Origin of the sequence: Sphingomonas sp. CFBP9019 (assembly GCF_034045155.1) — a bacterium.
Lineage (GTDB): Bacteria > Pseudomonadota > Alphaproteobacteria > Sphingomonadales > Sphingomonadaceae > Sphingomonas > Sphingomonas aerolata.
In genome coordinates, this window is sequence record NZ_JAXCWK010000002.1 from 443749 (window position 1) to 470321 (window position 26573).

Consider the following 26573-nt stretch of genomic DNA (forward strand, 5'->3'; position numbering starts at 1 on the left):
CGTGGGAACCAGCGCTTTCGGCCATGGTTGATCGGCAGTCACATATCGAGGCCAGATGACCCTTCCCCAATCCCTTTCGATCGCCACGCTCATCGGCATGATGATGCTCTTCATCTGGGGACGGTTTCGCTATGACGTCACCGCGATCCTGGCCCTGCTCGCGAGCATTGCGCTGGGGATTGTCAGCCCGAAGGATGCCTTCAAGGGCTTTTCCGACGACATCGTCATCATCGTCGGTTCGGCGCTCGTCATCTCGGCGGCGGTCCAGCGCTCGGGGGTGATCGAACTCGCGCTGGCGAAGCTTGCAAAGCGGGTCACGCGGGTACGATCGCAGCTCGTCGTGCTGACGGCGTCGGTGGGGTTCTCGTCCGCGCTCGTCAAGAATATCGGCGCGCTGGCGATGCTGATGCCTGCCGCGTTCCAGATGGCGAAGAAGAACAACACCTCGCCATCGGTGTTCCTGATGCCGATGGCGACCGCGTCGCTGCTCGGCGGTCTCATCACGCTTGTCGGTACCTCGCCCAACATCATCGTCAGCCGCGTCCGCGAGCAGATGACCGGGCAGCCGTTCGGGATGTTCGATTATACCCCGGTCGGGCTCGGGCTGACGGTGATGGGGCTGATCTATCTGCGCTTCGCCTATCGCCTGCTGCCGCGCGACCGGCGGGCTGCGCCAACGATGGGCGAAGCGCTCGATATCAAAGGATATATCACCGAAGCCGCAATCCCCGAGACGTCCCCCGCGGTCGACGAGTCGGTCGAGGATTTTCTCGCACGGCACGACGGCGAGGTGTCGATCACGCGGATCCTGCGCGCGGGCATGCGCAGCGCGCCGAACGAGCATACGCACCTGAGGGCGGGCGACGTACTGATCCTCGGCGGCGAACCCGATGCGCTCGAACGCGTAATCGCGCGCGACCGGCTGAAGCTCGAAGGCGAGGACCGCGAAAAGGCGGATCAGGCGGACGACGATGAAGTCGGCGTGATCGAGGCGGTCGTCAGTGTCGGTTCGCCGCTGGCGGGCCGGACCGCGGCGCGGCTTGCGCTGCAGGCGCGGTTCGGGGTCAATCTGATCGCCATATCGCGACAGGGCGAGCATCTGTCGCGCAGACTGGCGAATATCGAGCTACGCGCGGGCGACGTGCTGGTGCTGCAGGGGCCGCTCGAACAACTGCCCGGCAAGCTGCGCGATCTGGGTTGCCTGCCGCTGGCACAGCGCGAGATGCGGCTTGGCGTCTCGAAGCGCAGCTGGCTGCCGATCGGGATCCTCGGCGTCGCGATGGGGGCAACGGCGATGGGGTTCGTGCCCGTGGCGGTGGCCTTCTTCGCGGCGGCGGGTCTGATCATGGCGACCGGCGTGCTGCCGGTGCGCGAGGCCTATGACCATGTCGAATGGCCGATCCTGATCATGCTTGGAGCGTTGATCCCGGTCAGCGACTCGCTTCGCACCACCGGCGCGTCGGACGTCATCGCGACCTGGCTGTCCGCGACCGCATCGACGCTGCCGCCCTGGGGGGCGGTCGCGCTGATCCTGGCAGCAGCGATGGCGGTGACGCCGTTCCTGAACAATGCCGCGACCGTGCTGGTGATGGCGCCGATCGCCGCGACGTTTGCGGGCGATCTGGGCTATCGGCCCGAGGCGTTTCTGATGGCGACCGCGGTCGGCGCGGGGTGCGACTTCCTCACGCCGATCGGCCATCAGTGCAACACGCTGGTGATGGGGCCGGGCGGCTACAAGTTCAGCGATTACGCCCGGCTCGGCGCGCCACTGTCGCTGCTGGTGCTGCTGGTCGGCACGCCGCTGATCGTTGCTGTCTGGCCGATGCACTGAGCCCCCTCCCGCAGGGGAGGGGGCGTCGGCGGCATCAGCCGGGCAGGCCCACCACCGTCTTCACTTCCATGAAGTCGGTCAGCCCGTAGCGGCCATTCTCGCGGCCATTGCCCGATTGCTTGTAGCCGCCGAACGGCGCGCCGATGTCGGGGCTCCACGAATTGATCGTAACCAGCCCCGCACGCAGCTTTGGCGCGACTTTGGCGGCGGCGGCGGGGTCACCCGAGATCGTCGCGGACAGCCCGTATTCGGTCGCGTTGGCGATGCGAATACCCTCGTCCTGGTTTGCATAGGCGGTGATTGTCGCGACCGGGCCGAACGTCTCCTCCTGCGCGATCCGCATGTCGGGGCGGACATCGGTGAACAAGGTCGGCTGGATGTAATAGCCCGCGTTGCGCCCGTCGGGACGCCCCACGCCGCCGGTGACCAGCGTCGCACCCTCGTCGATTGCCGACTGGATCAGCCCCTGGATCTTGTCGAACTGCGCCTTGTTGACGACGGGGCCGATATGCTGGCCCATTTCGGCAGGGTCGCCGACCTTGGTCTGCTCCATCATCGACTTCACGATCGCGGTGGCTTCGGCGACTTGGCTGGCATGGACCAGCAGCCGGGTCGGCGCGATGCAGCTCTGTCCCGAATTGGCGAGCACGCCCGCCACCGTCGGCGGCAGGACTTTGGAAAGGTCCGCCCCCTCGAGCACGAGGTTGGCCGCCTTGCCGCCCAACTCCTGATGAACGCGCTTGACGGTCGGAGCGGCGGCCTGCGCGACTGCGATGCCCGCGCGGGTCGACCCGGTGAAGCTGACCATGTCGACGTCGCGGTGGCTCGACAGCGCCGCGCCGACGCCGGGGCCGTCGCCGTTGACGAGGTTGAACACTCCCGCCGGGACGCCCGCGGCATCCATGATCTCGGCGAGGATGATTGCGCAGGAGGGCGCCTCCTCGGACGGCTTCAGGATCATCGTGTCGCCCGCCGCCAGCGCTGGCGCGACCTTGGCGCAGATCTGGTTGAGCGGCCAGTTCCACGGCGTGATCATCGCGACGACGCCGAGCGGTTCGTGCACGACGGTCGCCTTGCCGATGACTTCGGAGAATTCGAACGCCGCCAGCGCCTTGGCGGTCGCGGAGAAATGCGCGAGGCCGGTCGGCGCCTGTGCCACCGATGCGAGCGCCATCGGCGCGCCCATTTCCTGCGACATCGCCTTGGCCAGATCGGGCATGCGTGCCTTGTACTCGGTCATGATTCGGCCGAGCACGTCGAGCCGCTCCTGCACGCTCGTCTGGCTCCAGCTTTCGAACGCGGCGCGGGCGGCGGCGACCGCCTTGTCGACATCGGCCGCGGTGCCGAGCGTGATCTCGGTACAGGGCTGTTCGGTCGAGGGGTCGATGACCTGGTGGATTCGGCCGCCGTCGCTGTCGACCCAGGCGCCGTCGATATACTGCTTCAGATAGCTCTTCATCATGCCTCTCCGCATCGTGTTTTGCAGAGGAATGGGCGTCGGGCGGATCGGTTGCAACCCGAAACGCGGAGCCTAGTTAGGGTCATGACCAACAGGAGACGGGCATGGCACGCGTAGCGACAATCAGGACGACCGGTGGCCCCGAGGTGATCCAGTGGGACGACGTCGACCTGCCCGCGCCGGGCAAGGGCGAGGTGTGGATGCGCAACACCGCGGTCGGGCTGAACTATATCGACACCTATCACCGCAGCGGCGTCTATCCGGTAGCATTGCCCTCCGGGCTCGGCAGCGAGGCGGTCGGCGTGGTGATGGCGGTGGGCGAGGGGGTCACGGGCTTTGCCTCGGGCGACCGCGTCGGCACCTTCGGCCCGACTCGCGGGGCCTACGCCACCGAGCGCAACGTGCCCGCGGGTGAGCTCTTCCATTTGCCTGACATGCTCGACGACCGCACCGCCGCGGCGATCCTGCTTAAGGGCTGCACCGCGGAGTTCCTCATCGAACGCTGCGCGCGCGTCGAGGCGGGGCAGACGGTGCTCGTCCATGCCGCCGCGGGCGGGGTTGGGCATATCCTGGTCGGCTGGCTGAAGGCGATCGGCGCGACCGTGATCGCGAGCGTCGGCAGCGAGGCAAAGGCCGAGCGGACGCGCAAGGCGGGGGCCGATCACGTCATTCTCCACCGGTCCGAGGACATCGCCGCGCGGGTGCGCGAGATCACCGGCGGGAAGGGCGTGCCCGTGGCGCTCGACGGCGTCGGCGGCGCAACTTGGCAGGCGTCACTCGACAGTGCGGCCAAGCGGGGTCTTATCGTCAGCTTCGGCAATGCAGGCGGCGTGGTCGATGGCGTCAATCTCGGCGTGCTCGCGGCCAAGGGATCACTGTTCGTGACGCGCCCGACGCTGTTCGATTATGCCGAGCACCGGCAGGCGATGGTCGACCGGGTCTTCGCGATGCTCGCGCAGGGCGCGTTCAAGCCGGAGATCGGCCAGACCTTCGCGCTGGAGGATGCGGCGGATGCGCACCGGGCGCTCGAGGCAGGGGAGACGTTCGGGAGTAGCGTGCTGCTGGCCTGAGCGCGCCGCAGCCATGTTCTCCCGCGAAGGCGGGAGGCCAGACTGGGTCCCCGCCTTCGCGGGGACACATGGGCATAGAGCAGAACCTAATTTGATCTTCCCGTGCAGGGCAAAAATCGCGGGATGCTCGAACGAAGAAAGGGCGCCCGGATTGCTCCGGACGCCCTTTTTCTGTCAGCGCCGTGGCGAAGCCACGTCGTCGGTCGTCGCCATAGGCGACGCCGGCCGACAGCGGCTGTGCGCTTTCGCGCACCGCCGTGCGGCCCGCACGGCTCAGCCGCTGTAGTACATGTCATACTCGACCGGGCTCGGCGTCATTTCCCAACGCGCGACTTCGGCACGCTTGATCTCGACATAGCTCTCGATCTGATCCTTCGAGAACACGTCGCCCTTGAGCAGGAAGTCGTGATCGGCGAGCAGGCAGTCGAGCGCCTCGCGGAGCGAACCCGCGACGGTCGGAACCTGGGCGAGTTCTGCGGGCGGCAGGTCGTACAGGTTCTTGTCCATCGCTTCGCCCGGATGGATCTTGTTCAGGATGCCGTCCATGCCCGCCATCATCAGCGCCGCATAAGCGAGATACGGGTTGGCGAGCGCATCGGGGAAGCGCACTTCGACGCGCTTCGCCTTGGGGCCGGTGCCGTACGGAATGCGGCACGAGGCCGAGCGGTTGCGCGCCGAATAGGCAAGCAGCACGGGCGCTTCGTAGCCGGGGACGAGGCGCTTGTAGCTGTTGGTCGTCGGGTTGGTGAACGCATTGACCGCCTTGGCATGCTTGATGATGCCGCCGATGAAATACAGGCACATGTCAGACAGGCCCGCATAGCCGTTACCGGCGAACAGCGGGGTCTTGCCATCCCAGATCGAGAAGTGCGTGTGCATCCCCGAGCCGTTATCTTCCTTGATCGGCTTGGGCATGAACGTCGCCGTCTTGCCGTATGCGTGCGCGACCTGGTGGACGACGTACTTGTAGATCTGCATGCGATCCGCGGTCTGCGTCAGCGTGCCGAAGGTCAGGCCCAGCTCATGCTGTGCGGCCGCGACCTCGTGGTGATGCTTGTCGCAAGGAAGGCCCATCTCGATCATCGTCGAGACCATCTCGCCGCGGATGTCGACGGCGCTGTCGACCGGCGCGACCGGGAAATAGCCACCCTTGGCGCGCGGACGGTGGCCGAGATTGCCGCCCTCATATTCGCGGCCCGAATTGCCCGGCAGCTCGATGTCGTCGATCTTGTAATAGCTGGTCGAATAGCTGTTCTCGAACCGGACGTCGTCGAACATGAAGAATTCGGCCTCGGGGCCGACATAGACGGTATCGCCGACGCCGGTCGTCAGCAGATACGCCTCGGCGCGCTTGGCGGTCGAGCGTGGATCGCGGGCGTAGAGCTCGCCGGTCGACGGATCGGCGATGTCGCAGATCAGGATCATCATCGGCGTCGCTGAGAACGGATCGACATAGACCGCGTCGAGATCGGGCTTGAGCGTCATGTCGCTCTCGTTGATCGCCTTCCAGCCCTCGATCGACGAGCCGTCGAACATCAGGCCGTCGGTCAGCTCGTCTTCACCGATCAGGCTGGCGACCATCGTCAGATGCTGCCACTTTCCCTTGGGATCGGTGAAGCGCAGATCGACCCACTCGATCTCCTGGTCCTTGATCATCTTCAGGACGTCGTTGGCCGAATTTGCCATGATGCTAAGCCCTCTTTGCTCGATAGGTCGGCAGATATGCCGGAAATGATAGTGCGGCGCAGCGCGCTAATTCCACAGATTGTTGCGCCGCGTCAAATGAAGTCGGTGTCAGTAAAGCCGTTAAATCGCGTCGTCGTCGCGCTCGCCGGTGCGGATACGCAGCGCGCTTTCGACGGGAATGACGAAGATCTTGCCGTCGCCGATCCGGCCGGTCTGCGCGGCTGCGGCGATCGCCTCGACGACGCGTTGTGCCAGACCATCCGCGACGACGACCTCGAGTTTCACCTTGGGCAGGAAGTCGACGACATATTCGGCGCCACGATACAGTTCGGTATGGCCCTTCTGCCGGCCAAAGCCCTTGGCCTCGGTCACGGTGATGCCGCTTACGCCGATCTCGTGCAGCGCTTCCTTCACCTCATCAAGCTTGAACGGCTTGATGATGGCCTCGATCTTTTTCACAGGTACGCCCCCGATTGTCGTTGAAACCAACGCCCTACAGGGCGCCTTGCACCAAACGTGCCAGTTGTCGCCACCTCGGGCAACGACCGATTCACCCGTAAACCCTGCTCGAAAATACAGCATCCGGAAGGGATGTGCACGATGCGGGGGCAGCGATCACAGAATTTCGTGCAGCCGCGCGATGGGCCGTCCGAGGCGTACGCCCTTGTCGGTCTCGACCAGCGGGCGCTCGATCAGCAGCGGATCGATCATCATCGCGTCGAGGATCGCTTCGGCGTCGCCGTGCTTGACCGCCTTCGCGCCGTCTTCGGCCATGCGCAGGCCCTGGCGCGGCGTCATGCCCGCGCTGTCGTAGAGACGGACGAGTTCGGCGCGCGACGGGGGAGTCTTCAGATATTCGATGATTGTGACGTCCGCACCGACCTCTTGCAACAGCGCGAGCGCCTCGCGAGACTTGGAGCATTTCGGATTGTGGTAGATCGTCGCCTTCACGAATGCTCCGTCGTCATTGGACTGACCTCGGCCAGACCATGTGTCCCGCCCGGTTCTTGTTCTCCCGCCTTCGCGGGAGAACATTCTAAGTGGCAGGAGCGCTTACGCCCCCTGCTTGGCGAGCCACTCTTCCAGCCACTTGATCGTGTACGCGCCCTCCTGGAATTCGGGATCGTCGAGCAGCGCGCGATGCAGGGGAATCGTCGTCGTGACGCCCTCGATCACCATCTCCTCGAGCGCACGCCGCAACCGTCGCAACGCGCCCTGACGCGTCGCGCCGTAGACGATCAGCTTGGCGACCATCGAGTCGTAATAGGGCGGCACGCGGTAGCCGGCATAGAGCCCGCTATCGACGCGGACATGCATTCCGCCGGGTGCATGATAGAGCTTCACCAGCCCCGGCGACGGCGCGAAGGTGCGCGGATCCTCGGCATTGATGCGGCATTCGATCGCATGGCCGCGGAACTGCACATCTTCCTGGCGCAGCGTTAGCGGATGCCCCTCGGCGATGCGGATCTGTTCGCGCACGAGATCGAGGCCGGTGATCATCTCGGTCACCGGATGCTCGACCTGGAGTCGGGTGTTCATCTCGATGAAGTAGAACTCACCCGCTTCCCACAGGAACTCGATCGTCCCCGCGCCGCGATAGCCCATGTCGGCCATCGCCTTGGCGACGATGCCGCCCATCCGCTCGCGCTCTTCGGCGGTGATGATCGGTGAGGGGGCTTCCTCGAGCACCTTCTGGTGGCGGCGCTGGAGCGAGCAGTCGCGCTCGCCGAGATGGATCGCGTTGCCCTCGCCGTCACCGAAGATCTGGAATTCGATATGCCGCGGATTGCCGAGGTATTTTTCCATGTAGACGGTGGCGTCGCCGAACGCGGCCTTTGCCTCGCTGCCGGCCTGCTGCATCTGCGTTTCGAGGTCTTCGGCATCGGTGACGACCTTCATCCCGCGACCGCCGCCGCCGGAGGCCGCCTTGATGATCACCGGATAGCCGATCTCGTCGGCGATCCGCTTGGCCTCGGCGATGTCGCTGATCGCGCCGTCCGAGCCGGGGACGAGCGGCAGTCCGAGCGCGCCCGCGGTGCGCTTGGCCTGGACCTTGTCGCCCATCGTGCGGATGTGCTCGGGCTTGGGCCCGACGAACAGGATGTTGTGCAGCTCGACGATCTCGGCGAACTGCGCGTTCTCGCTGAGAAAGCCGTAGCCCGGATGGATCGCATCCGCGCCGCTGATCTCGGCGGCGGAGATGATGTTGGGGATGTTCAGATAGCTGTCGGTCGCCGACGGCGGTCCGATGCAGATCGCCTCGTCCGCGAGCCGTACGTGCATCGCGTCGGCGTCGGCGGTCGAATGGACCGCCACCGTCTTGATGCCCATCTCATGGCAGGCACGGTGGATCCGCAGCGCGATCTCGCCGCGGTTCGCAATGAGCAGCTTCTTGATTTGCTTCATTATTCGACCACGACCAGCGGCTGGTCGAATTCGACCGGCTGGCCGTTCTCGACAAGAATCGCGGTGACGGTGCCGGCCGAGGGCGCGACGATCGTGTTCATCACCTTCATCGCCTCGATGATCAGCAGCGTGTCGCCCGCATTGACCTTCTGGCCGACGGTCGAGAACGGCTTCGCCTCGGGGTTGGCGGCCAGATAGACCGTGCCGACCATCGGCGACTTGACCGCGCTCGCGCTGATCGCCGGGGCGGACGCGCCGACCTCGGCCTGCGGGATCGCCAGCGGTGCGGAGACGGTGGGCGCCGCAGGGGAGGGGGCATAGTGCGCGACGGGTGCGGCCTGCGCTGCCTTGCGTGCGACGCGGATCCGGCGCGAGCCGTCCTCGACTTCGATCTCGGTCAGCTGCGTGGTGTCGAGCAGTTCGGCGAGCTGGCGCACCAGGGTCACATCGACCTGCATTGCGCCTGTTGTTTCTGGTGTATCGGTCATGGCGGGGCCTCCTGTCAGAACCGTGCGACGGCTTCAAGCGCGAGCAGATACGAAAGCGCGCCGAAACCCGCGATCGTTCCCTTCGCCGCCTGTCCGACCAGGCTGACGTGCCTGAACGATTCGCGGGCGTGGGGATTGGAAAGATGGACCTCGATCACCGGTGTCTTCACGCCCTTGATCGCGTCATGGACCGCGACCGAGGTATGCGTGAATGCGCCGGCATTGAGGATGACGGCCTTCGCGCCGCGCGCCTGCGCCTCCTGGATCCAGTCGACGAGGTGCCCTTCATGATTCGACTGGCGCATGTCGATCGTCAGGTCGAGTTCGCGCGCGCGGTCCTCGAGCTGGCCGGCGATATCGTCGAGCGTCTCGTCGCCGTAAATCTCCGGCTCGCGCGTCCCCAGCAGGTTGAGGTTGGGGCCGTTCAGGACGAAGATTGTCGCAGGGACGGTGGCAGGGACTGTCGCGGTCAAAGGCTGCTCCTGGTTGCAGGGGCGGCAAACCACCCTCTATATGCACCCCCCTTACCCGTTCGTGTCGAGCGAAGTCGAGACATGAGACCGGCAGCGGACGGGTGGTTTCCCGACTTCGGTCGAAACGAACGGAAAACTCTGCATGCCCCACTCCGACGGCACCGTCTCGATCACCGTGAACGGCGAGCACAAGCGTGTCTCCACCGGCCTCAGCCTTGCAGGGCTCGCGACCGAGCTGGGCCTCATCCCCGAAAAGATCGCGGTCGAACGCAATATGGAGGTGGTGCCGCGTTCGACGCTGGCGGACGTGATGGTCGAGGATGGCGACGACCTCGAGATCGTGCACTTCGTCGGCGGCGGCGATCATGCCGCGGCGATCAACACCGACAGCTGGACGGTTGCCGGCCGCACCTTCCGCTCGCGGCTGATCGTCGGCACCGGCAAGTACAAGGATTTCGCGCAGAACGCCGCCGCGGTCGAGGCGTCGGGGGCGGAGATCGTCACCGTCGCCGTGCGCCGCGTCAACGTCTCGGATCGCAATGCGCCGATGCTGACCGACTTCATCGACCCGAAGAAGATTACCTACCTCCCCAATACCGCGGGCTGCTTCGACGCCGAATCGGCGATCCGGACGCTGCGGCTGGCGCGCGAGGCGGGCGGCTGGGAGCTGGTGAAGCTCGAGGTGCTCGGCGAGGCGAAGACGCTTTATCCCGACATGGTCGAGACGCTGCGCGCGACGGAAATCCTGGCGAACGAGGGCTTCAAGCCGATGGTCTATTGCGTCGACGATCCGATCGCGACCAAGCGGCTGGAGAATGCGGGCGCGGTTGCAATCATGCCGCTGGGCGCGCCGATCGGCTCGGGTCTGGGTATCCAGAACCGCGTGACGATCCGGCTGATCGTCGAGGGGGCAGGGGTGCCCGTGCTTGTCGATGCAGGCGTCGGCACGGCATCGGATGCGGCGGTGGCGATGGAACTCGGTTGCGACGGCGTGCTGATGAACACCGCGATCGCCGAGGCGAAGGATCCGCTGATGATGGCGGCGGCGATGAAATCCGCGGTCGAATCGGGGCGGCTTGCCTATCGCGCGGGGCGGATGGGGCAGCGACGTTATGCCGATCCCTCGAGCCCGCTTGCCGGCCTGATCTGACACCATGACGCAAACGTCACGGAACCCTCGATAAAGACGGCCGTTATAGTCTCACAAGTTCAGAGCGGTACGATTGGCGTATCGCACAACATAGTGGAGGCTCTCATGGGCGAATTCACCGATAAGGTCGCAGCCGCAGGCAACAAGGTCGCAGGCAACGTCAAGGAAGCCGTAGGCAAGGCAACCGATAACGATCGTATGGTCGCAGAAGGCGAAGCACAGCAGGCCAAGGGTACTGCGCAGAACGTCAAGGGCAGCGTCAAGGGCGCGCTCGGCGACGACATCTAAGCTTAGGCTTGATGACAGAAATATGGCCGCTTCGGGAAACCGGAGTGGCCTTTTCTTTGGCGTCGCCGTCGCGCGCTGCGCGGGACCTGGTAATGGTGTTGCCGCCGACCAGGACAGCTAAATGATTAAGCGAGATACTCCATGACCCTGCCGACCCGCAGCTACGCCGCCTTCCTGTTCGACATGGACGGAACGATCCTGACGTCGATCGCATCTGCCGAGCGGACCTGGACGGCATGGGCGATTGCGCACGGCCTGGATGTCGCGACCTTCCTGCCCACGATTCACGGCGTCCAGTCGGTCGAGACGGTTCGGCGACTGGGTCTGCCTGGCGTCGACCCGGTCGTCGAAGCGGCTGCGATCACCGCCGCCGAGATGGAGGATGTCGGGGACATTACCCCGATCCGTGGTGCGGCTGATTTCCTCGCGACACTGCCGGCCGGGCGCTGGACGATCGTGACCTCGGCACCGCGCGCGCTGGCCGAGCGGCGTCTTGCCGCCGCGGGTCTGGCGATCCCGGCGCAGTTCATCGCGGCCGAGGACGTCGCAAACGGCAAGCCCGCGCCCGACTGTTTCCTGCTGGCCGCCGAGCGTCTGGGTGTACCGGCATCCGACTGTCTTGTCTTCGAGGATGCACCGGCAGGTATTGCGGCAGCCGATGCCGCGGGATCCGATGTCGTCGTCATCACGGCAACGCATGGCCCCGACCACCGCGTGGACGCAGCGCGGCATGCGATTGTGGATTATGACGGTGTTGAGCTTACGGCCGACGGTCCTGGTCGCTGGCGGCTTGGCCGCGAATAAGGGCTGGATCATGACATCGTCGATCCGGCCGCATGACGGGTAACTATCCGAGATTGATCTGTTTTCGACGCATTATGGATATACACTGGTAATGAGTTGAGCGCAGGATCGGCGGATGGAATTTCCGGTGCGACCAGCCAAGCTCGAACGCTTCATGGACGACCAGGCCGTACTCGCGCGCATCGCACCGAACCCCGCGGTCGCGCAGATGCACCGCGACCTCGAACGATATTATCGCGAGCAACTGGATCAGGCGCTGCGCCTGATCTGATCACGGGGGCCGCAATCAAGCCGGGGCCTGGATCAGAATAACTCCCCCTGCGGCCCCTGTGGCGCGCGGAACAGGTCACACCGCAATCCGACCCGTTCCGCGTTAAGTCCGTGCTTCCGCACGGCAATATCGAACCTCGTCTTGAGCAGGTCCGCCCAGGGGTCTTGCCCCTTCATCCGGCTGCCGAACCCCGGATCATTGTCGCGTCCGCCGCGGATCGACTGGATCGTCGCCATGACTTTGCCGGCGCGATCGGGAAAATGCGCGTCCAGCCACGCACGGAACAGCGGCGCGACTTCCCAGGGCAGGCGGACCGGGATGAAGAACGCAAAACGCGCACCGGCCTGTGCGGCGCGCGCGATCAGATGTTCGATCTCGTGATCCGTGATCGCGGGGATTACCGGCGCGATCGAGACATAGACCGGCACGCCCGCCGCCGCGAGCGCGCTGACCGCCGCAAGCCGTCGCTCGGGATGCGGCGCGCGGGGTTCGAGCGTTGCCGCGATCTTCGGATCGAGCGACGTGATCGACATCGCGACCGCGGCCAGACCCTTTGCCGCCATCGGGGCGAGCAGATCGAGATCGCGGATGACGCGATCCGACTTGGTCGTGATCGTCAGCGGGTGGTTGGTCTCGGCCAGCACCTCGATGATGCCGCGAGTGATCCGCCAGTCGGCTTCGATCGGCTGATAGGGATCGGTGTTGGTCCCCAGCGCCATCGGCCGCGCGCTGTACCCCGGTTTCGCCAGCTCGGCCCGGAGCAGCGCGGCGGCGTCGGGCTTGGCGAAGAGCCGGCTTTCGAAATCGAGGCCGGGCGATAGATCGTGAAACGCGTGGCTCGGCCTGGCAAAGCAATAGATGCAGCCATGCTCGCAGCCGCGGTAGGGATTGATCGAACGGTCGAAGGGGATGTCAGGCGATGCATTGCGACTGATAATCGTCCTGGCCCGCTCGACCGTGACGGTCGTCCGCAGCCGGGGTGCCGCGCCGTCGATCGCATCGCGCGCATCAAGCCAGTCGCCGTCCGCTTCGGTCTGCGGAAGGTTGAAGCGCGTGCTTTCGCCGTTCAGCGTCGCACCGCGTACCGGGCGGGGTCTGGTCATCCCCGATCCTAGCATCGGGCGAGGAACGAAGAAAGAACAAACGGGCAGCGTCCCCGACGCCGCCCGGTGTCGTCATGCGCGTTCAGAACCTGACGCCGAACCCCGCGATCGCCTGGTGGCGGCTGAAATCGAGGCTGGTCTTGGTCGTGCCGTCGTTCACCTCATAGCCGTTATAATCGGTGTAGACGTACTCGAGCTTGCCGTAGAAGCGCGACGAGAACGCGGTCTGGATACCGGCCCCCGCGTGGAAGCCGCTCAGCGAGTCGGACCCCGCGACGTTGTTTTCCTCAACCGTCGCGTTGCGGTTGCTCAGGCGCAACCGGCCACTCGAAAAGCCGCCCTTCACATACAGAAGCGTCGTCGGGGACAGGAGATAGCCGCCGCGGGCGCCGACGGTGATGTTGCGGTTGGCGGCGATGCAGGTGCGATCGCCCACGCTCACGATGTCGTACTCGCACTGCTTCGCGCTTGACCCTTCGAGACCGGCATAGACGCCGAGCACCGCGCTGACATTGACCTGCGCGTCATAGCCGACCTCGCCGCCATAGGTGACGCCGCTCTTGCCGACGCGGACGCTTGCCGAGTCGTTCGCCGTGTCGACGTTCAGCTCGGAAATGACGCGTTCATAGCCGATCCGGGGTTCGACCCGCAGGCCCGAGACCTGGCTTGCCGGATTGCCGCGCGAATCGCGGTCGAATCGGTCATAGGCGCGACCGTCATAGGTCCGGCTGTCAGAGGACTGCGCCACGACCGGCGTGGCGGCGGCCCCGGCTGCGACGAGCGCGAGCAGGTAGATTTTACGCATACTGATACTTCCCCCTTGCCGCCCGTCGTCGTCGACGGGCCGGTACCTGCCTGGTATCGCGCGGGAATGCTGACAGGACGTTAACCGGAAGCGCGGCAGGCCGGGTAAGGTGCCGCGGATGGTCGCGCGGCGGTTTTGCGCGTAGAACGGGGTATGGCAGAGAATCTGACGACGGTGGAGCGGGCCTTCGAACTTGCGCGGTCCGGCGAGTGCGATTCGGTCAACGGTCTGCGCCAGCGATTGCGCCGCGAGGGGTATGACGCGGTGCATCTCCACCTCCACGGCGCGGCGATCAACAAGCAGCTCGTCGATCTGATCCACGCCGCGAGAGGCTGAACGCCACGATCATTTCTGGGCGAGGATCAACTCCTTCGGCATGTCGAGGCCCGACGCGGCCCAGGCGGATGCGGTGCGGCAGGTGATCCGGTCGATGCGGGTGCCGGTGACTGCGGGTTCGGTCAGGCAGTATTTGCGCGACTTCGCATCATATTTCAGCGTCGTCATCTGGGCCTGTGTCGCGCTTCCCCGCGGTGCGGCGTTCGCGATCGTCGGGCTGACGGCCGTGGCAATAGCGATCGTGATGAGGGTGGCGGTGCGGCCGAGCGTACGCGTGGTTGGCAGAGCGGGCATGATGGTGTGTCCTTCCAGAAGATGAGGTCGAGCCGCCCGGGGGCAGCGTGAAGACCAATGCATCTGGCGTGCCAGTTGCCTACTACACTAAGACACTTCGCTTCTGCGCTCTGAAACCTCGTCTTTTTTGCCCGCAGCGGCGATCAGCGCGATCCATGCCCAGCGGAAATCGCGCCATCAGTTGGGAATCGATGCCGAAACATGGCCCGTCGACGTGCGCGGTCAGCGCTCGAGCAGGCGCGGCATCAGTTCGACGAAGTTGCAGGGCCGGTGACGGCTGTCGAGCTGGTCGCGCAGGATCCCGTCCCACCCGTCCTTCACCGCGCCGGTCGAACCCGGCAGCGCGAAGATATAGGTGCCGTGCGCGACACAGGCACAGGCCCGCGATTGCACCGTCGACGTGCCGATCGTCCTGTAGCTGAGCATCCGGAACAGTTCGCCGAACCCGGGGATCATCTTTTCGGCAACGCGCTCGACCGCCTCGGGCGTCACGTCACGGCCGGTGACGCCGGTACCGCCCGTGGTGATGACGCAGTCGACCGCCGGATCATCGATCCAGGCGTGGAGGCGGGCGACGATCGTCTCGACGTCATCCTTCTCGATTCGGCGATCGGCGAGCACATGCCCTGCCTCTGCCAGTCGTGCGACGAGCGTATCACCCGAGCGATCCTCGGCCAGTCCGCGCGTGTCGGACACCGTCAGCACGGCGATCCGGACCGGCAGAAAGGTCCGGCTTTCGTCGATTGGCATAAAAGATCAGTCCGCGCGTGTGACGGTGGAGGATTGCGCGCCGACGCTGGCGTTGACCGCGATCATCGGCTGATGCGCGGTGAGGCTCGCGCTCGCGCGCGCATTCGGCCGGGCGTTCATGCGGATCGCGGTCGCGCCGGGCAGGCCGGGGAACCGCGGCCACATGCCCTGCGCCAGTGCGTTGCGGCTGGTCGAGGCCTTCCGCCCACCCTGCGCTTCGTACATCCAGTAGTTGCGCAGCACGGTGGTGACGTAGCCGCGCGTCTCCCAATAGGGAATGCTTTCGATATACAGCAGCGGATCGCCATTATCGTGGACGATCGCGTTCCAGTCGCCGACCGGGCGCGGGCCCGCATTATAGGCTGCGATCACCTTGGGCAGCAGCCCGCCGGTAACGCCGGCCATGTCGCGCAGCCGTTCGAGATGCCGCTGGCCGATGTCCATGTTGGTCGACGGCTTGGTCAGCGCCTTGAGGTCGATCGACGTGCCGCGTTCGCGCGCAAAGTCGGTCGCCGCTGCGGGCATGATCTGCATCAGGCCGTACGCGCCTGCGGGGCTGCGCACCGTGTTGCGGAAGCGCGATTCCTCGAGCGTGTGCGCGTAGACCAGCGCCTTGTCGATGTGCCAGCCGCTGTCAGGCGTCCAGTTCGGCGTCGGATAGCGCGCCTCGGCCGCGGTGGTGATCCCTTGCGGACAGTTGTGCGCGAGCCAGACGGTCGTGGCGGGCAGGCTGAGTGCCTCTGCGACCCGGACGAGATTGCGGAATTCGCGGGGATCGCCGATCTTCGCCTGCTGGCGGATGACGGTATCGGCCAGTTCGGTCTCGCCGACCTCGACGAGCGCAGCTGCGACGCGGACATTGGGGCGCTTCTCGACGACCTTCCAGTCGCGCGCGACCACGCCGCCGGGACCGCTGCCGCCGACCCGCGCGGGATCGGCCATCGCGAGCTGCTGTCGTGCGAGCTGGCCGTAGAAGCTTTCGCCGAACTGCGCCGCGGCCTTCAGCCGGCCCTGGATCTTGTCGGGACGTGCGCAGACCATGTCGGCACGCGACGCCCAGTAGAGCGCCGCTGCGCGCAGGTCGACATCGCCCGCGCGTGCCGCGACGCCTTCGAACCCCGTGCCGGCGTTGGCACAGTCATTCTGTCGCCACGCGGCCAGCGCCCCAACCCAGCGCGCCTGGACTGCCCATTCGCCGACGCCGTCCTGGCCCTTGGCGGCCATGACGCGCGCATTGGCGTCGTCACCCTGGAGGAAATAGATCCACGCGATCTTCTGCTGCCATTCGGTCAGCGTCTCGGGCGTGAGACCGGGCGTGCTGTCGAGCAGTGACTGCGCCTCGCGGCCCATGTCCGCCTTGACGTAAGGCTGCATCTTCAGCGCGAGGTCGGCGGCGATCATATCGCCTTTGAGGCTCTTCGCGCGCACCCGACGCGGTGCGCCGTCCTGCCAGATCAAACGCTGCGCGACGGGCAGGGGGGGCAGATCGACCGCGCCACGGACCGTGGCGAGGCGTGCAATCTGTTCCGCCTCGGGGAGCTCGGGGGCTTCATTCAGCAGCGCGACGAGCGGCGCCATCTCGATCCTCGGCGATCCCTTGGCGATGTACATCTCGGCGCGCGCGATCGCATGGAGCGGGCCGGGCTTCATGGTATCGAGCTGGATCTGCGCATCGGTCCATTTGCCGTCGCGGATCGCGCCGAAGACCGCGCGATAGGCGTCGCGCTGCGCCGGATCGAGCTGATCGGGAATCTGTTCGGCGGTGGGTGCACCGGCAACGAGTCGGGCATCGCCCGTACCGCTGTCGGCGATCGGTGCCGCCAGAGCGGGCAGCGGCAATGCCGCACAACCGAGCAGGATTGCGAGCGTGCGGGTCATGCCCGCGTCTCCTGAGACATCTGGCCCCCCATCAACATCTGCAAATCCTTCCAGGCTTCTGCCTTGGCCGCCGGCTTCTCGATCAGAAAGCGCGGGTGAAAGCTGGCGACCACGCCTGCTTCTCCGACCTTATGGCTAATTCCATGTAAACGTCCCCGCGCCGCCTGTAATTCCATCCCGAGGATGGCACGGCTCGCCGCATTGCCGAGCAGAAGCAACCGCTTGGGCGCAACAAGTTCGATGTGATGCTTGGCGATCTCCGCCAGCCGGTCCTCGACCTCGCGCTGGATGCGGCCCGCGGTCGGGCGCTTGGCGCAGACCGCCGCGACATGGACCTCCGACCGGGTCAGTCCGATCGCCGCGAGCATGCGGTCGAGCAGACGACCCGATGCGCCGCTCAGCAATTGACCGGCGCCGCCATTGTCCGTGCCGTCGTCACGATCGGGGCAGTCGGCAAGCACCATGACCGTAGCGTCAGCCGGCCCTTCGGCCGCCAGCGAAATGCCGTTCCATCCCGCCTCGGGCACATCCGCGCCGGTCCGCCAGGCCAGGAATTCGGTCAGCGACAGCGGCATCGTGGCGACCGCCACCGGCGGTGCGACGGACACGCCGGCGGGCGCCGGCGGCGCGATAACCAGCGGTTCGGGTGCCGCGAACCAGTCGCGCGGGGCGTCGTCGACGAGCATGTCGACACCGGCATCGTGCCACCAGTCGAGCACGCTGACCGCGGCGTTGCGCCAGTCGATGGTCTGATCCGCCCCCATATGTCTCCTATGCTGCGTGGTTGACGTGGCGGTCAACTCGCGCAATCGCCTAAATAGACGCGACACGGACAAGACGGTGCCGGCCCGAGCCCGAACGAACGGGAGGGGCGGGAAGCCGGGCAGACAGGGACCATCCCCCGGGAGACGATGATGACGACACGTGAATCGATGCCCTACGACGTAGTGATCGTCGGCGCAGGTCCGGCGGGGCTTTCGGCAGCGATCCGGCTGAAACAGCTGGCGGCCGAGAAGGACGCGGACATCTCGGTCTGCGTGCTCGAAAAGGGATCCGAGGTCGGCGCGCACATCCTGTCGGGCGCGGTCATCGATCCCAAGAGCCTCGACGAGCTGCTGCCCGACTGGCGCGAGGATGGCTGTCCGCTGGCAGAAGTGCCGGTGACGGAGAATCATCACTGGATCCTCAGCAAGACGAAGAAGAGCGAGATGCCGCACTTCGTCACGCCGTCGTTCATGCACAACAAGGGCACCTATACCGGCAGCCTCGGCAATCTGTGCCGCTGGATGGCGGGCAAGGCGGAGGAGCTCGGCGTCGAGATATTCCCCGGCTTCGCGGCCGCCGAGATCCTGTTCAACGACGACGGATCGGTGAAGGGCGTCGCGACCGGCGACATGGGCGTCGCGCGCGACGGCACGCACAAGGGCGATTATACCCCGGGGCTCGAACTCCACGCCAAATACACCTTCTTTTCCGAAGGCTGTCGCGGTCACCTGACCAAGCAGCTGATCGCGAAGTTCGATCTCGCCAAGGACAGCGACCCGCAGGTCTATGGTCTTGGCATCAAGGAATTGTGGGACATCGATCCCGCGCTCCATTCGCCCGGCCGCGTCATCCATACGCAGGGCTGGCCGCTCAGCGAAACCGACGGGTCGAACGGCGGCGGCTGGATCTATCACCAGGCCAATGGCCAGGTCTCGATCGGCTTCGTCACCTGGCTGAACTACACCAATCCGCATCTCTCGCCGTTCCACGAGATGCAGCGCTGGAAGACGCATCCCGAGATCGCGGCGCTGCTCAAGGGCGCCAAGCGGGTCAGCTATGGCGCACGCGCGATCAGCGACGGCGGGCTGCAGTCGATTCCGAAGCTCGTGATGCCGGGTGCCGCACTGATCGGCGACAGCGCCGGCTTCCTGAACGTGCCGCGGATCAAGGGCACGCACACTGCGATGAAGTCGGGCATGATGGCGGCCGAGGCTGCAGTCGACGCGATCGTGTCGCAGCGCGGGCATGACGAACTCGCCGCCTATCCCGAAGCGTTCGAACGCAGCTGGGTCAAGAAGGAGCTGTCGGTCGTCCGCAACGTCGTGCCCCTCGTCAAGAAATTCGGCGACATGCTAGGGTCCGGGCTTGCCGGTGTGACGATGTGGCTCGAGCATTGGGGGCTGAAGGTGCCGTTCACGATGCACCATCATCCCGATCACGAAAGCCTGTGGCGCAAGGATCTGGTCAAGCCGATCGTCTATCCCAAGGCGGACGGCGTGCTGACGTTCGACCGGCTGTCGTCGGTGTTCATCTCGAACACCAATCACGAGGAGGACCAGCCGGTCCACCTGACGCTGAAGGACCCGGCGGTGCCGATCGCCTACAACCTGCCGATGTACGACGAACCCGCTCAACGCTATTGCCCGGCCGGCGTTTACGAGGTGGTGGGCGAAGAGACGGGCGATCCGAAGTTCGTGATCAACGCGCAGAACTGCGTCCACTGCAAGACCTGCGACATCAAGGACCCGACGCAGAACATCAACTGGGTCGTGCCCGAGGGCGGTGGAGGCCCCAACTATCCCAACATGTAAGTCTGTCCTGCTGGCGATCGGCCTGCTGACCGCCCCGACGGCGGCGCTGGCCGACACCGGCGGTCTCTCCGCCTATCTCAAGGCGCGCGCCGCGGATGCGGACGGGCGGGTGACGATTGCCGCGGACCAGTATGCCCTGGCACTGGCGGCGGCGCCCGACGATCCGGTCGTTGCGATCCGCGCCTACCGGGAGGGGATCGAGGCGGGTGACATGCCGCTCGTCGCGCGCGCGGCGGGGGTGCTGGCGAGAGCCGGAGTCGCGCCTGCGGACGCCGCACTGTTCCCGCTCGCCGCCGCCGCGCGCAAGGGCGACACCCGGGCGACCCGGACGGCGATCGCCACGCTCGGCAAGGGCCCGCTGGTCGTCCTCGCACCATCATTGAACGCATGGGTCTCGCGCGCCGAGCACCGCGATCCGAGCGCGGCGCTGGCGACCGCAGGCAATGACCCGGTTGCACGCCGCTTCGCCGCCGAGACGCGTAAGCGCATCGCTGCCGCCCCCGCGCGCCAGCCACTCGGCCTTGCCGTCGCGCAAACGTTCGCGGGGCTGGCGGGAGACCTTATTGCAGGGGCGCCGTCGCCGCTGGCAATCGCGCTCGCCCAGGCTGCGGTGGAGGCCGATCCCGCTTATGCCCCCGCGCGAATCGTCCTTGCCGACGCGCTTGCGCATAGCGACCGGGTCGACCGCGCGCTGGTGGTGCTCGACAGGGTCGATGGCACGTCGCCGTCCGCAGAGGCGGCGATCGCCAAGCGTCTCGAAATCCTGTCGGTCGCCGGCCGTGACGAGGCGGCGCTGGCCATCGCGAAGACACGCGCCGAGCGGCAGGAGGCGGTCGCCGGTGACTGGCAGCGTTACGCTGACCTGTTGCTGACGACCGGCGATGCGGCGGCGGCGGCGCAGTGGTATGGCCGGGTTCTGGCGGCGGATCACGGCGCGCCGGCGGCCGCGCGCGGCGGCTGGGGGGCGTGGCTGCAATATGGCGGGGCGCTCGATCAGGCGGGGCGCTGGCCCGAGGCGCGCGTCGCGCTCCGCAAGGCGGTTGCCCTCGCCCCGACGCAACCGCTCGCGCTGAATTATCTGGGATTCGCGCAGGTCGAGCATGGCGACGACATCGCGGGCTCGATCCGGCTGCTCGAGCGGGCGAGCCGGCTCGATCCCGCCAATCCGTCCGTCACCGACTCGCTCGGCTGGGCCTATCACCGCGCCGGCGATACGCGACGCGCACTGCCCTTGCTCGAGCGTGCCGCGCAGGCGGAGCCGACCAATGCCGAAATCGGCGATCATCTCGGTGATGCCTATTGGAGCATGGGCCGACGGTACGAGGCGCGCTATGCGTGGCAGGCCGCGATCGTCACCGGCGATGCCGAGGAGCGCGCGCGCATCGCCGCGAAGATCGACACCGGCCTGCCGATCGCTGCGCGCCGCTGACCCCTGATCCCGAGACCCCGATGCCGACGACGACCGAAACCGCACCTGCCAAGATCAATCTCGCGCTGCATGTGCGTCACCGCCGCGCGGACGGCTATCACGAGCTCGAGACGCTGTTTGCCTTTGCCGAGCATGGCGACGTCGTCACGGTGCGCACGGCGGACGCGGACAGCTTTGCCATCATCGGGCCGTTCGCCGCGGCATTGCGTCCGGCGGCGGGGGGCACCGACGCCGCGCCATGGGACGGCAACCTCGTGACGGCCGCAGCGGACGCGTTCGTCGCGACGTTCGGGATCGCCGCGCACCACGCGATCACGCTCGACAAGCGACTGCCGATCGCATCGGGGATCGGTGGCGGCTCCGCCGATGCCGCGGCGACGCTGCGCGCGCTGGCGCGGTTGCACGGCGTCGCGGTGCAGGATCCGGCTCTCCACGACATTGCCGCCCGACTGGGTGCGGACGTGCCCGCGTGCCTCGTCAACCGGACGACGTTCGGGACCGGGCGCGGCGACACGCTCGTCGAGGTCGACGGGCTGGCGGGAACGCCGTTGCTGTGCGTCAATCCGCGCGTGGCGGTGTCGACCGCGGCGGTATTTGGCGCGTGGGACGGGATCGACCGCGGGCCGCTCGGCAAGGGGCCGCTGCTCGAACGCGCGATTGCCGGGCGGAACGACCTCGAGGCGCCGGCCTGCGCGATCGCGCCGGAGATTGCCCGGGTGCGCGCGCTCCTCGACGCAGCGCCGGGCGTGCTGCTCGCGCGCATGTCGGGATCGGGGGCGACCTGCTTTGCGCTGTTCGACAGCATCGCGGCCCGTGATTCCGCGGCGACGGATGCCGCTGCGCAAGGCTGGTGGACGCTGGCGTGCACGCTGCGCTGAACACAGTTCAACTGCCGCTTCGAAACTGTTCGGCTTTGGGACTCCGGACGCTATAAAATCGATTGCATCGCACCAGTCGGAAGCGTCAAATCGGGATGTCCACTACCGGATCGGCGCCACGGTTTGCCGACCGGCCCAAGGTTTCTCCCAAGACGCCGAAGCGGACCCATGATGGGAGGGCGGTCACCGAAAGGCGGCCGCCCTTTTTCACATTCCCGGATGTTCCGCACTTGTTCCGTGAGAACAAAAGCAATACATGGCGTTTGACGCGTTGAATGGCACGCGCGCTTGCTTTAGCGATGGGAGCTTATCGATGGCCGCTAATCTGAAAGTGATCGACACCGGCATGGCAACAGCAACCAACGACCGGCAAAAGGCGCTCGATGCCGCACTCGCGCAGATCGACCGCGCGTTCGGCAAGGGCTCGGCGATGCGTCTGGGCTCGAAGGAGACGATGCAGGTCGAGGTGATCTCGACCGGCTCGCTCGGGCTCGACATCGCGCTCGGTGTCGGCGGCCTGCCGCGTGGCCGCGTGATCGAGATCTACGGTCCGGAAAGCTCGGGCAAGACCACGCTCGCGCTCCACGTCATTGCCGAAGCGCAGAAGAATGGCGGCACCGCCGCGTTCGTCGACGCCGAGCATGCGCTTGACCCGGTCTATGCCAAGAAGCTCGGCGTCAACATCGACGAGTTGATCGTGTCGCAGCCGGACACCGGCGAGCAGGCACTCGAGATCGTCGACACGCTGGTCCGCTCGAACGCGATCGACGTACTCGTCGTCGATTCGGTCGCAGCACTCGTGCCGCGCGCCGAAATCGAGGGCGAGATGGGCGACAGCCATGTCGGGCTTCAGGCGCGCCTGATGTCGCAGAGCCTTCGCAAGCTGACCGGTTCGATCAGCCGGTCGCGTTGCATGGTGATCTTCATCAACCAGCTCCGCATGAAGATCGGCGTCATGTACGGCAACCCGGAGACGACGACGGGCGGCAACGCGCTGAAGTTCTACGCCTCGGTCCGTCTCGACATTCGCCGCATCGGTGCGGTCAAGGCGGGCGACGAGGTCACCGGCAACCAGACACGCGTGAAGGTCGTCAAGAACAAGGTCGCGCCGCCGTTCAAGCAGGTCGAATTCGACATCATGTACGGGCAGGGCGTGTCCAAGCTCGGCGAGATCCTTGATCTCGGCGTGAAGGCCGGGCTGGTCGAGAAATCGGGTGCGTGGTTCAGCTATGACAGCGTCCGGCTTGGTCAGGGTCGCGAGAATTCGAAGACCTTCCTCAAGGACAATCCCGAGACCGCCGATCGTCTTGAAAAGCAGATCCGCGCGCGCACCGACAAGGTCGCCGAGGAAATGATGGTCGGTCCCGACGCCGAAGACGACGCCTGAGTGAGAGTCGGAGCCCTTTTCCTCGCGGGGAAGGGCTCCGCGTCCTGTGACAGGGCGAGGCAGCGTCCAGGGCTGATGGTTCGGGCGGGTCTCGTCTCGCCTGGTTGAGCTGATGGGCCGCAGCGGGACGCGTGTTGGGCGATCGTCCGGAAATCCAGTGAGCCCTAGCGGGCATATGCTTCACGACTTGCGTCAAACGCGCCACAAGAGCTGATCTTGTGCGCACAGACGGGAGTTCGACCATGCGATATGGCCAATCATGACCAGTGATCGAGACTGGACCGGACGCGTCGGCGACACCTGGGCCACGGAATGGCGCCGTACCGACCGCAGCTTCGAGGGGCTTGCGCCCGTACTAAACGCCGCGATCCTTGCGGCGGCAGGCCCGCAGACTCGTACTGTTGTCGATATCGGTTGCGGCGCCGGCGCCACGTCGCTGGCCAGCGCGCAGGCGCTGCCGGACGGGCAAGTGATCGGCATCGATCTTTCGCCGACGCTGATCGCAGTGGCGAACCACCGCGCGGGGCACCTGACCAATGTCGTGTTCCGCTGCGCCGACGTCGCGGCGAGCGTCGAGACGCATGCGCCGATCGACCTCTATGTCTCGCGGCATGGGGTCATGTTTTTCGCCGATCCGGTGGCCGCCTTTGCCCTGCTCGCTAAGGCCGCCGCCCCCGGCGCCGCGCTCGTCTTCTCGTGCTTTGCCGAGCGTGCAGCCAATCGCTGGGCGGTGGAAACCGTTGCGGGTGCGGATGACGCATCCGGACCGACGGGGGCCATGACCGCGCCGGGGCCCTTTGCCTTTGCCGATCCCGCCTATGTCGCGGAGCTGCTGAAGCAGGCCGGGTGGCGCGCGACGACACCACAGCGTGTCGACTTCGGCTATCGCGCGGGAGGCGGCGCGGATCCGGTGGCGGACGCGGTCGACTATCTCCGCCGGATCGGCCCCGCGGCGTCGCGGATCCGCGACACGCACGGCGCGGAACGCGAACGGGCGCTGGCGCGTCTGACCAGCGCGTGCGTCGATCGTCTGACCGGGGATGCGGTCGAATTTCCGGCCGCCGCCTGGATATGGACGGCGCACCCGGCGCGCGACAGCCAAGGGAGCCTGCCATGATCACCGTCCACCATCTCGAAAACTCGCGATCGCAGCGGATCCTGTGGATGCTCGAGGAACTTGGGCTGCCCTATGAGATCAAGCGCTATGCGCGCGATCCGAAGACGATGCTCGCACCCCCGGAACTGAAGGCGGTCCATCCGCTCGGCAAGTCGCCGGTGATCGAGGATCGCGACGTCGAAGGTGGCCGGGTCGTGGCGGAAACCGGCGCGATCGTCGAGTATCTCGTCGACAAGGCGGACGGTCGGCTCGGGGCCCCCGCCAAGCGCGCGGATGCGCTGCGCTATCGGTTCTGGCTGCATTATGCCGAAGGCTCGATGATGCCGCCGCTGCTGCTCAAGCTGGTGCTCGCGAAGATTCCGGTGATGGGGAAGATCGCGCTGAAGCGCATCCAGCCGATGATCGATGTCCATCTCGATTACGTCGAGGCAGAGCTCTCGCAACGCCCCTGGTTTGCCGGCGATCAGATGACCGCGGCGGACATCATGATGAGCTTTCCGCTCGAAGCGGCGCGCAGCCGTGCGGGGCTCGACGAATCACGCCCCGCGACGATCGCCTGGCTCGGCAAGGTTCATGCGCGACCGGCCTATCAGGCGGGCCTGCAAAAGGGCGGCCCCTATGCCTATGCCTGACCCGGGCACACGCCAAGAGGCGGGCGGGCCGACCGCCTCCTGACGTCCCGTGCCGCTCAGGCCTGGCCGGGCTTGATCTTCTCATAGCTGTCGACATTCACCTTCGGGCCATGCCCGGTCGGTGCGTGCGGCGGGTCGCGGTCGGCGGGTTCGCGCTCGTCGAGCCCGCCCTCCCATTTTGCGACCACGGTCGCGGCGACCGCATTGCCGATGACGTTGGTCGCCGATCGGCCCATGTCGAGGAAGTGATCGACTGCGAGGATGAGCAGGATGCCGGCCTCCGGGATCTTGAACATCGACAGCGTCCCGGCGATCACCACCAGCGAGGCACGTGGCACGCCGGCAATGCCCTTCGACGTGACCATCAGGACGAGCAGCATGGCGATCTGCTGCCCGATCGGCATGTCGATGCCGTAGGCCTGGGCGATGAACAGCGACGCGAACGTCATGTACATCATCGACCCGTCGAGATTGAACGAATAGCCGAGCGGCAACACGAAGCTGGCGATCCGCGGCGGCACGCCGAACCGGTCGAGCGCCTCGAGCGTGCGCGGATAGGCCGCCTCCGATGACGCGGCCGAGAAGGCGAGGATCAGCGGGTCGCGAATATAGCGCACCAGCAGCCGCGTCCGCGGACCGATGAGCAGGAAGGCGATGCCGATCAGCATCAGCCAGAGCAGCGCCAGCCCGAGATAGAAGGTCAGCATGAAATAGCCGAGATCGCCGAGAATGCTCGGGCCCCGTTCGGCGAGCGTCGCGGTCACCGCGGCGAACACCGCGAACGGCGCGAACCGCATCACGTAATTCGTGATCTGCAGCATCACCGCGACGAGCGCCTCGATCGCCTTGACGAGCGGGGCGGCCTTTTCGCCGACCGCGGTTATCGCGACGCCGACGAACACAGAGAAGACGACGATCTGAAGAATCTCGTTGCTCGCCATCGCCGAGATCATCGAGTCGGGAACGATATGGGTGATGAACTTGGCGAGATCGAATGCGGCTCGGTCGACGCCGCTCGACGCGGTCGCCGGCGGGATGGCGAGCGCGAGGCCGACGCCTGGCTGCAGCACGTTCACCAGGATCATGCCGAGCGTCAGCGACAACAGGCTCGCACAAATGAACCAGCCGAGGCTGCGCAGGCCGACGCGGCCGAGCGCGCCGGTATCGCCCATATGCGCGATGCCGACGACCAGCGTCGAGAAGACCAAGGGCGCGATGATCATCTTGATCAGCCGCAGGAACAGTGACGTGACGATCGAGAAATAGCCGGCAATGTCCTTCAACTGCGCGGCGGATTGCGCGCTGCCGTCGTCGATCGACGCGTTGAGGATCCAGCCGACGGCCATGCCCGCGACCAGCCCGAACAGGATATAATAGGTTAGCCGCTTGGCCATTAAACGCTCCCGAAACTCGCGCACGAGGGAAGGGGATTGCGGCGCCCGGGTCAAGGACCCTATCGTCC

The 26573-nt window shown here is 66.2% G+C and carries 27 protein-coding genes; 13 read left to right on the forward strand and 14 right to left on the reverse strand.

Translation table 11 applies throughout. The features are described 5' to 3' along the window. The first annotated feature begins 55 nt into the window (after positions 1–55). On the forward strand, positions 56–1831 hold the full coding sequence (locus SOM18_RS06075) for an SLC13 family permease (RefSeq protein ID WP_031438889.1): 1776 nt from the start codon (positions 56–58) through the stop codon (positions 1829–1831). Positions 1832–1865: 34 nt separating this feature from the next. Here SOM18_RS06075 and SOM18_RS06080 read toward each other — a convergent pair whose 3' ends face one another. After that, entirely contained in the window at positions 1866–3290 is a 1425-nt protein-coding gene (locus tag SOM18_RS06080; RefSeq protein ID WP_031438890.1) for an aldehyde dehydrogenase family protein, read from the reverse strand. Between the two features lie 104 nt (positions 3291–3394). On the opposite strand from SOM18_RS06080, the gene SOM18_RS06085 reads away from it, so the two are divergent. After that, positions 3395–4360, forward strand: coding sequence for a quinone oxidoreductase family protein (locus tag SOM18_RS06085; protein ID WP_031438891.1), 966 nt, complete (start codon positions 3395–3397; stop codon positions 4358–4360). A gap of 273 nt (positions 4361–4633) precedes the next feature. Here the strand turns inward: SOM18_RS06085 and glnA are convergent, their stop codons facing one another. From glnA to aroQ, 6 genes are all read right to left on the reverse strand, one after another. Beyond that, positions 4634–6046, reverse strand: coding sequence for a type I glutamate--ammonia ligase (gene glnA / locus SOM18_RS06090; protein ID WP_031394506.1), 1413 nt, complete (start codon positions 6044–6046; stop codon positions 4634–4636). A gap of 120 nt (positions 6047–6166) precedes the next feature. Beyond that, positions 6167–6505: a P-II family nitrogen regulator gene (locus tag SOM18_RS06095; protein ID WP_031394505.1), complete on the reverse strand. Its 339-nt coding sequence runs from the start codon at positions 6503–6505 to the stop codon at positions 6167–6169. Between the two features lie 156 nt (positions 6506–6661). Next, a complete protein-coding gene (locus SOM18_RS06100; RefSeq protein WP_031438892.1) occupies positions 6662–6997 on the reverse strand; it encodes an arsenate reductase family protein in 336 nt (111 codons plus the stop codon). A gap of 102 nt (positions 6998–7099) precedes the next feature. Beyond that, on the reverse strand, positions 7100–8452 hold the full coding sequence (accC, locus tag SOM18_RS06105) for an acetyl-CoA carboxylase biotin carboxylase subunit (RefSeq protein WP_031438893.1): 1353 nt from the start codon (positions 8450–8452) through the stop codon (positions 7100–7102). After that, positions 8452–8940 carry an acetyl-CoA carboxylase biotin carboxyl carrier protein gene (gene accB, locus SOM18_RS06110; RefSeq protein WP_320481455.1) on the reverse strand — a complete coding sequence of 163 codons (489 nt, stop codon included), beginning with the start codon at positions 8938–8940 and terminating at the stop codon, positions 8452–8454. The genes accC and accB overlap by 1 nt, the downstream gene beginning before the upstream one ends. 14 nt (positions 8941–8954) lie before the next feature. After that, positions 8955–9413, reverse strand: a complete 459-nt coding sequence (gene aroQ / locus SOM18_RS06115; RefSeq protein WP_031438895.1) for a type II 3-dehydroquinate dehydratase — start codon at positions 9411–9413, stop codon at positions 8955–8957. Between the two features lie 142 nt (positions 9414–9555). Here aroQ and thiS point away from each other — a divergent pair, with 142 nt between their 5' ends. The 4 genes from thiS to SOM18_RS06135 all read left to right on the forward strand — a co-directional run bounded on the left by thiS (position 9556) and on the right by SOM18_RS06135 (position 11926). Continuing rightward, the gene (thiS, locus tag SOM18_RS06120; protein ID WP_081874033.1) at positions 9556–10563 is read left to right on the forward strand and encodes a sulfur carrier protein ThiS; all 1008 of its coding nucleotides are present in this window, start codon (positions 9556–9558) and stop codon (positions 10561–10563) included. Between the two features lie 105 nt (positions 10564–10668). Continuing rightward, positions 10669–10851: a CsbD family protein gene (locus SOM18_RS06125; RefSeq protein ID WP_031394577.1), complete on the forward strand. Its 183-nt coding sequence runs from the start codon at positions 10669–10671 to the stop codon at positions 10849–10851. A 141-nt stretch (positions 10852–10992) separates the two neighbouring features. Further along, positions 10993–11655, forward strand: a complete 663-nt coding sequence (locus SOM18_RS06130) for an HAD-IA family hydrolase (RefSeq protein WP_320481456.1) — start codon at positions 10993–10995, stop codon at positions 11653–11655. Between the two features lie 115 nt (positions 11656–11770). Next, positions 11771–11926 (forward strand): hypothetical protein, encoded by a 156-nt coding sequence (locus tag SOM18_RS06135; RefSeq protein WP_156360324.1) that lies wholly within the window; start codon positions 11771–11773, stop codon positions 11924–11926. A 32-nt stretch (positions 11927–11958) separates the two neighbouring features. Here SOM18_RS06135 and SOM18_RS06140 read toward each other — a convergent pair whose 3' ends face one another. After that, positions 11959–13029, reverse strand: coding sequence for a PA0069 family radical SAM protein (locus SOM18_RS06140; protein ID WP_031438898.1), 1071 nt, complete (start codon positions 13027–13029; stop codon positions 11959–11961). 82 nt (positions 13030–13111) lie between these two features. Next, entirely contained in the window at positions 13112–13834 is a 723-nt protein-coding gene (locus SOM18_RS06145; protein WP_031438899.1) for an outer membrane protein, read from the reverse strand. Positions 13835–13987: 153 nt separating this feature from the next. Here SOM18_RS06145 and SOM18_RS06150 point away from each other — a divergent pair, with 153 nt between their 5' ends. Beyond that, positions 13988–14170, forward strand: coding sequence for a hypothetical protein (locus SOM18_RS06150; RefSeq protein WP_031394581.1), 183 nt, complete (start codon positions 13988–13990; stop codon positions 14168–14170). A 9-nt stretch (positions 14171–14179) separates the two neighbouring features. On the opposite strand, the gene SOM18_RS06155 is transcribed toward SOM18_RS06150, so the two are convergent. The 4 genes from SOM18_RS06155 to SOM18_RS06170 all read right to left on the reverse strand — a co-directional run bounded on the left by SOM18_RS06155 (position 14180) and on the right by SOM18_RS06170 (position 17856). Continuing rightward, entirely contained in the window at positions 14180–14464 is a 285-nt protein-coding gene (locus SOM18_RS06155; RefSeq protein WP_031438900.1) for a hypothetical protein, read from the reverse strand. 222 nt (positions 14465–14686) lie between these two features. Beyond that, entirely contained in the window at positions 14687–15214 is a 528-nt protein-coding gene (gene moaB / locus SOM18_RS06160) for a molybdenum cofactor biosynthesis protein B (RefSeq protein WP_031438901.1), read from the reverse strand. Positions 15215–15220: 6 nt separating this feature from the next. Further along, positions 15221–17092: a lytic transglycosylase domain-containing protein gene (locus tag SOM18_RS06165; protein WP_031438902.1), complete on the reverse strand. Its 1872-nt coding sequence runs from the start codon at positions 17090–17092 to the stop codon at positions 15221–15223. After that, positions 17089–17856 (reverse strand): uracil-DNA glycosylase, encoded by a 768-nt coding sequence (locus SOM18_RS06170; RefSeq protein ID WP_031438903.1) that lies wholly within the window; start codon positions 17854–17856, stop codon positions 17089–17091. Before SOM18_RS06170 ends, SOM18_RS06165 begins: the two co-directional genes overlap by 4 nt. A 150-nt stretch (positions 17857–18006) precedes the next feature. On the opposite strand from SOM18_RS06170, the gene SOM18_RS06175 reads away from it, so the two are divergent. The 6 genes from SOM18_RS06175 to SOM18_RS06200 all read left to right on the forward strand — a co-directional run bounded on the left by SOM18_RS06175 (position 18007) and on the right by SOM18_RS06200 (position 25111). Beyond that, a complete protein-coding gene (locus SOM18_RS06175) occupies positions 18007–19668 on the forward strand; it encodes an electron transfer flavoprotein-ubiquinone oxidoreductase (protein ID WP_031438904.1) in 1662 nt (553 codons plus the stop codon). Beyond that, the gene (locus SOM18_RS06180) at positions 19640–21097 is read left to right on the forward strand and encodes a tetratricopeptide repeat protein (protein WP_320481457.1); all 1458 of its coding nucleotides are present in this window, start codon (positions 19640–19642) and stop codon (positions 21095–21097) included. The genes SOM18_RS06175 and SOM18_RS06180 overlap by 29 nt, the downstream gene beginning before the upstream one ends. A 20-nt stretch (positions 21098–21117) precedes the next feature. Next, positions 21118–21975, forward strand: coding sequence for a 4-(cytidine 5'-diphospho)-2-C-methyl-D-erythritol kinase (locus SOM18_RS06185; RefSeq protein WP_031441730.1), 858 nt, complete (start codon positions 21118–21120; stop codon positions 21973–21975). A gap of 313 nt (positions 21976–22288) precedes the next feature. Then, positions 22289–23362 carry a recombinase RecA gene (gene recA, locus SOM18_RS06190; protein WP_031396669.1) on the forward strand — a complete coding sequence of 358 codons (1074 nt, stop codon included), beginning with the start codon at positions 22289–22291 and terminating at the stop codon, positions 23360–23362. Between the two features lie 259 nt (positions 23363–23621). After that, positions 23622–24479, forward strand: coding sequence for a class I SAM-dependent methyltransferase (locus SOM18_RS06195; protein ID WP_042467728.1), 858 nt, complete (start codon positions 23622–23624; stop codon positions 24477–24479). Continuing rightward, positions 24476–25111 carry a glutathione S-transferase family protein gene (locus tag SOM18_RS06200; RefSeq protein ID WP_031441732.1) on the forward strand — a complete coding sequence of 212 codons (636 nt, stop codon included), beginning with the start codon at positions 24476–24478 and terminating at the stop codon, positions 25109–25111. Before SOM18_RS06195 ends, SOM18_RS06200 begins: the two co-directional genes overlap by 4 nt. 56 nt (positions 25112–25167) lie before the next feature. Here SOM18_RS06200 and SOM18_RS06205 read toward each other — a convergent pair whose 3' ends face one another. Next, positions 25168–26505, reverse strand: a complete 1338-nt coding sequence (locus SOM18_RS06205; protein ID WP_031441733.1) for a dicarboxylate/amino acid:cation symporter — start codon at positions 26503–26505, stop codon at positions 25168–25170. Positions 26506–26573: the final 68 nt, after the last annotated feature.